We start from the raw sequence: 6,230 nt of genomic DNA on the forward strand, positions 1-6,230 counted from the left end.
TCCGCCAGCTTGACCAACTCAGGATCGGGCTTGGCCCGTTTGGTGCGTTTTACGTAGGTCATTTTTTCCTCTATGGTGGCAGTGTGCTGCCAAATGACCGTTTACACAAAACTAATTACACCCTCGCATTACGCCCGCAAAGCGAGCAGTATCACCCCTATAGCTGCATTCACAGGCTTGTTCAGAGCCGCCGGCTTCACAGCAAACTGCACAGCACACTTCACAGCCCGCCGCGCAGCCTACTTCGCAGCCATCCTGGCAGCCGCTTGCATGGCCGTCCTTACAACCCTTATAGTTCCGGCGTCGCCACCACCGACGTCGCCGGTAGCCTGACGGTGAATACACTACCCTCGCCCGGCCGCGACTCGACTCCCAGTGTGCCGTGATGACGTAATAGCACGTGCCTGACAATCGCCAGGCCGAGGCCGGTGCCCTGCGTCTCGCGTGATCGGCTCTTGTCGACCCGATAGAAACGCTCGGTCAGACGCGAGATGTGCTCCGAACTGATACCGATACCGGAATCCTTTACCACCAGCTGCGGACCCGCCTTGCTGTTTTGCCACATGATTTGTATTTTCCCGCCAGCCGGAGTGTAACGCACGGCATTGGAGATGAGGTTGCTGAACGCGCTACGCAGCTCGTCCTTGCTACCGGTGATATCCGGCCCGTCAATCGACAAAGAAAACGTATGCTTGCCAGCCGACAGCACTTGAGCCTCCACCAGCAGGCTTTCAAGCATAGCGACGATATCAACTGTTTCTGCACGCATTGGATAGTCAACTGATTCCAGCCGCGTCAACGTCAGCATATCGCCGATCAGGTTTTGCATACGATAGCCCTGCTCCGTCATCAGCTGCAGATGAGCCGCACGGGTTTTTTGATCCAGATCAGGTTGGGCCTGGGCGATCTCCAGGAAGCCGTTGATTACAGTAAGCGGGGTGCGCAGTTCATGAGAGGCGTTGGCGATAAAATCGCGCCGCATCATATCGATGCGTTCGGATTCGGTGGCATCGTGAGTGACTAAAATCTGACGGCGATTTTCAAACGGGATAATTTGTACGATCAGTTTGCGTTCGCGGAGTGTCAAGGTCAACGGCTGATCATAGCGGCCAAGAATGATGTAATCGATGAAATCCGGATTGCGTATCAGATTGGTGACGCGCATACCCTTGTCGCGCCCATGCTGCAGCCCGAGATGGCGTTCCGCTGCCGGGTTGCACCACTCCAGGAAAAGCACATCATCCATGATCACGACACCATCGGGCAGCAGATGCATCGCCTGACGAAATCGCGCAAGCCATTCGCTCAGTTCGTTCTGGTGCTTTTCATCATCCCGACGCAAGCGGTACAAGCGCGAGAAGATATCTGTCCACGCACCCCAGCCATCGGGCAGCTTCTCACTGCGCGGATTATCTAACCAGCCACTGAGTCGGCACAGGTAATGCAACTGCACGACCACTGCAACTGTCATCAGCGCCAGCCCCAAAATCAGGCCGGGAATCGCGCCCAAAAAAAACCAGACCACGCCGGAGACGACGAAAATCAGCAGAATCCTCAGCATTGCGGGGATCCAGAACAACATCTGTGGATTCATAAATTACGTTTATACAATAGAGGTACGCCGGCTTTGCGTTGATGAATTGCAGGATCCCGGAAGCAAAGCAAGCGACTATTTTGCCGACAGCATGTAACCGACGCTGCGCACCGTACGAATCAGGTGCCCCGATTCGCGCAACGCCTTGCGCAGGCGCAGCACATGGACATCGACTGTACGCTCTTCAATGACGACGTGGTCGCCCCACACCTTATCAAGCAACTGACTGCGCAAGAAGACACGATCCGGGTTCGCCATGAAAAATTTCAGTAGTCGGTACTCAGCATGGCCGATATCGATTTTCTGATTTTCGAGACAGACCGAACAACTGGCGGGATCAAGCGAAACCGCGCCAGCCTGCATCACGCCAGGCACCTGATCACCGCCTTTGCGGCGCAACAGCGCCTTGATGCGGGAAGTCAGTTCACGCGGTGAAAAAGGCTTGGTCATATAATCGTCGGCGCCGTTATCCAGGCCGGCGATCTTATCCTCTTCCATGCTTTTCGCCGTCAACATCATTACCAGCATCGACTGCAGCTGCCTGTCGGCGCGGATTTGCGACAGCAGCCGCAACCCGCTCTGATCAGGCAACATCCAGTCCAGCAGGAGCAGGTGCGGCAGGCGCCGTTGGGTGAATTCCAAGCCTTCAGCGGCGGTATGCACAATCGATGGAGTCCAGCCTGCTTCCTTGACGGTAAAAGCTATCAGCTCAGTGATGGACGGCTCATCCTCAACTATCAGAATGGAGGTTTTATCGGCAGCCATTTTTTCAGATGCAAAGAACGATGTCAAAGAACTGGCAGTAACGCAACTTACGTAATACACAAACACAATTTTTTTAGGCATAGAGGTGAAATAAAGGCGTTAACTTGCTCACCATGATGTGTTCTGCAATATTCACCGCGGCTCAGACGTCGCTATCGTCAAGCACACCGGCTGCGTAATCGGTATGGCGAACATCCTTGCCTTCCACAATGTAGATCACGTATTCGGCGATATTCTTTGCATGGTCACCAATCCGCTCGACTGCCTTGGCTACCCACAGTGTGTCCATCGAGGCCGAGATGGTGCGCGGATCCTCCATCATGAAGGTAATCAGGTTACGCATGATCGAGCGGAAATCGCGATCAATGATGACGTCCTGGGCGATCAGCCGTGTTGCTTGCTTTTCGTCGAGACGGGCCAATGCATCCAGCGCATCGTGCAGCAGATCAGCTGCGCCGGCAGCGATGACACGCACCGTTTCGGTATGGTCGATGGTGCCGACGCCACGTTTGTGCAGATGAATTGCGGTGCGGGCAATTTTTGCAGCTTCGTCACCAATGCGTTCCAGGTCTGTGATTACCTTGATGGTCGCCATCACGGTACGCAGATCGTTGGCGGTCGGCTGACGACGCACGATCAAGTGGCTGCAGGCATCATCCAACTCGATTTCCAGGCGATTGACCTGATCGTCGTCCTTGATTACCCGTTCCGCGGCATCCAGATTGCCGTTACGAAAAACGTTGATCGCCTCCTGAAATTGACGCTCAACCAGGCCGCCCATGAGCAGCACCTTGGAACGAATGGTTTCCAGATCTGTGTCGTACTGTTTTGAAGAATGTTCGCCAGTCATGTGATTTCCTTCGATTCTTTTGAGGCCAGGCTTGCGCCTGCGCCGATTTTTTCAACGACCGCCAGTCGGGCTAACCTTAGCCGAAACGTCCCGTGATGTAGTCTTGGGTTTCCTTGCGCGCCGGATTCATGAAAATCTGATCGGTCTCGCCGAATTCGACCAGTTCACCCAGGTACATGTAGGCGGTATAATCGGAGCAGCGCGCCGCCTGCTGCATGTTGTGGGTAACGATGGCGATGGTGTAATCAACCTTCAATTCGCTGATCAGCTCTTCCACCTTGGCGGTCGAAATAGGGTCCAGCGCCGAGGTCGGCTCGTCCAGCAACAGCACTTCAGGACGTACCGCAACGCTGCGCGCGATGCATAGCCGCTGCTGCTGGCCGCCGGACAGGCTGAGCCCGCTCTTGTTGAGCTTGTCCTTGACTTCGCCCCACAGCGCCGCCTTGGTCAAGGCCCATTCGACACGCTCGTCCATTTCGCCTTTCGGTAGGTTTTCGTAGAGACGGATACCGAAAGCAATGTTGTCGTAGATCGACATCGGGAACGGTGTCGGCTTCTGGAACACCATGCCAACCTTGGCGCGCAGCATGTTCAGATCTTGGCCCGGCGCCAGGATGTTACGGCCGGCGTAGATAATCTGACCTTCCGCGCGCTGGCCTGGATACAGGTCATACATCCGGTTCAGGGTACGTAACAGGGTCGATTTTCCGCAACCGGACGGGCCGATGAACGCTGTCACTTTCTTTTCATTGACATGCAGATTGATATTCTTCAAGCCCTGGAAATTACCGTAGAAAAAATTCAGTCCGGAAATGTCTATGGTAGGCTTTTTATCGAGCGGCTTCGACGTGATTAATGTTTGCATAATAATGGCAATCTAAATGAAAGCGTTAACCTGGAATTTTTTGGCTGAACAACGAGCGCGACAGAATATTCAAGAGCAATACGCTGAACGTAATCAACAGCGCGCCGCCCCATGCCAGCGGCACCCAGTTGTCAAACGGGCTCATCGCGAACTGGCTGATAACAACCGGCAAATTGGCGATTGGCTTGTTCATGTTGGTGCTGAAGAACTGATTATTGAGCGCTGTGAACAACAACGGCGCGGTCTCGCCCGCAATCCGTGCCACAGCCAGCAGCACGCCGGTAACAACCCCGGCCTTGACCGCGCGCAGGCGCACCAGCAACGCAACTTTCCAGCGCGGCGCGCCCAACGCAAACGCCGCTTCGCGCAGGTTGCCCGGCACCAGCTTGAGCATATTGTCAGTGGTACGCACAACCACCGGCACTGCGATCAATGACAGCGCGAAACTACCCGCCCAGCCTGAAAAATGTTCTACTTTCGCGACATATATCGCATACACAAACAAGCCGATAACGATGGAAGGCGCCGACAGCATGATGTCTGTCACGAAGCGCGTAACCTGGGCCAACTTGCTCTCTTCACCATATTCAGCAAGATAAATACCCGCCAGAATACCGATCGGAGTGCTAAACACGGTAGCCAGTCCAACCAGCATCAGGCTGCCGATAATCGGATTAAGCAATCCGCCGGGACCTGAACCTGGAGCCGGCGTGTTTTGGGTAAGGATATCCATGTTCAACGCACCGAAACCCTTGATAACCAGTGTTACCAGAATCCACGCCAATACCATCAGGCCCAGCGCCATTGCGAGGAACGACAACACCATGCCGAAACGATGAACCATCAAACGATTGCGGTACACCGGATTAACGACCGGCTTATCCAGTATGCCGGCCTGTGCTTGAGGAGAATGTTTCATTTGGTGCCTTCTTTACGGGACATGCCCATCAACATGATTTTAGCGATCGACAAAACGATGAAAGTGATCACGAACAGGATCAGGCCCAACGCGAACAATGCCGAAACGTGCAAGGTAGTCGATGCTTCGGCAATTTCGTTGGCCAGTGTCGACGCAATGCTGTTGCCGGATGCAAATAGCGACCAAGAAAGACGTTGCGCATTACCGATCACAAAGGTAACTGCCATGGTCTCGCCCAGTGCGCGGCCAAGCCCCAGCATGACGCCACCGACGACACCGGTTTTGGAGTAAGGCAACACCACCTTGCGCACCACTTCCCAGCGCGTGCAGCCCAGACCGTAGGCGGACTCTTTCAGCACCGCCGGTACGACTTCGAACACATCACGCATCACCGACGAAATAAACGGAATGATCATCACCGCCAGAATCAGGCCCGCAGTCAGCAGGCCAATTCCCATCTTTGGGCCGCTAAACAATATGCCAATCAGCGGTAACTGACCGAGCGTGGCAGCAAGGAAAGGCTGGCCATATTCCGAAAACAGCGGTGCAAACACAAACAGACCCCACATACCATAAATGATGCTCGGCACACCGGCCAGCAGCTCGACTGCAGTGCCTAGCGGCCGGCGCAATTTGGCCGGGCAGATTTCAGTGAGGAACAGAGCGATCCCGAAACTGACCGGGAAAGCGATGACCAGGGCAATGAACGATGTCACTAATGTACCGACGATGGCGATCATCGCACCATAGTGGTCGTTGACAGGATCCCATTCAACAGTAGTGATGAAAGATGGCCCGTATTCGCGGAACACCGGCCAGGCGCCGATGGCCAGGCAGACAATAATGCCTAACAACACGAACAGCACGATCAGCGAAAACGCCAGCGTGACCTTATGAAAAAGAAAATCTTGGATGCGTTGCTTACGCATGGCGGCAAGCAACGCCTGATGCGACACACCCGCTTGTTCAGCGGTGGTTGCCTGGGGTGAAATCGATTGTGCCATGACAGGAATATTTGCACTCATGAGTAGCGATATCCGATGAAGAATAAGATGCGGTGGCGAGTATGTAATCAAAATGCCTGACCGCGCTCGACTTGCAGGAGATGTTTCGCGGAGGGTGTGCTGGATTTTGTGTAAACGGAATTTCGTTTAATTCGGCTTCATCCGTTCTTCAAACTGGATAGTGAAGCGGTTAAGTGCTCCCTTCCAGTCCCGCAATGGCATCGTCCACTTCT

Annotated in this window: 6 protein-coding genes; all 6 read right to left on the reverse strand. The window is 54.3% G+C overall.

Annotated features, from left to right (window positions below; genetic code table 11):
• Window positions 1-289: 289 nt before the first annotated feature.
• The gene (gene phoR / locus ACIQ0R_RS10650; protein ID WP_395827042.1) at window positions 290-1,594 is read right to left on the reverse strand and encodes a phosphate regulon sensor histidine kinase PhoR; all 1,305 of its coding nucleotides are present in this window, start codon (window positions 1,592-1,594) and stop codon (window positions 290-292) included.
• A gap of 75 nt (window positions 1,595-1,669) precedes the next feature.
• Complete coding sequence (locus ACIQ0R_RS10655) at window positions 1,670-2,359, reverse strand: winged helix-turn-helix domain-containing protein (protein WP_395827045.1); 690 nt, start codon at window positions 2,357-2,359, stop codon at window positions 1,670-1,672.
• 142 nt (window positions 2,360-2,501) lie between these two features.
• Window positions 2,502-3,209 carry a phosphate signaling complex protein PhoU gene (phoU, locus tag ACIQ0R_RS10660; RefSeq protein ID WP_395827049.1) on the reverse strand — a complete coding sequence of 236 codons (708 nt, stop codon included), beginning with the start codon at window positions 3,207-3,209 and terminating at the stop codon, window positions 2,502-2,504.
• Window positions 3,210-3,285: 76 nt separating this feature from the next.
• On the reverse strand, window positions 3,286-4,074 hold the full coding sequence (gene pstB / locus ACIQ0R_RS10665; RefSeq protein WP_395827052.1) for a phosphate ABC transporter ATP-binding protein PstB: 789 nt from the start codon (window positions 4,072-4,074) through the stop codon (window positions 3,286-3,288).
• A 25-nt stretch (window positions 4,075-4,099) separates the two neighbouring features.
• Window positions 4,100-4,993: a phosphate ABC transporter permease PstA gene (gene pstA / locus ACIQ0R_RS10670; RefSeq protein ID WP_395827055.1), complete on the reverse strand. Its 894-nt coding sequence runs from the start codon at window positions 4,991-4,993 to the stop codon at window positions 4,100-4,102.
• On the reverse strand, window positions 4,990-6,018 hold the full coding sequence (pstC, locus tag ACIQ0R_RS10675) for a phosphate ABC transporter permease subunit PstC (protein WP_395827057.1): 1,029 nt from the start codon (window positions 6,016-6,018) through the stop codon (window positions 4,990-4,992). The genes pstA and pstC overlap by 4 nt, the downstream gene beginning before the upstream one ends.
• Between the last annotated feature and the right edge of the window lie 212 nt (window positions 6,019-6,230).

This window comes from Collimonas sp., assembly GCF_044339385.1.
Taxonomy (GTDB): Bacteria; Pseudomonadota; Gammaproteobacteria; order Burkholderiales; family Burkholderiaceae_D; genus Collimonas.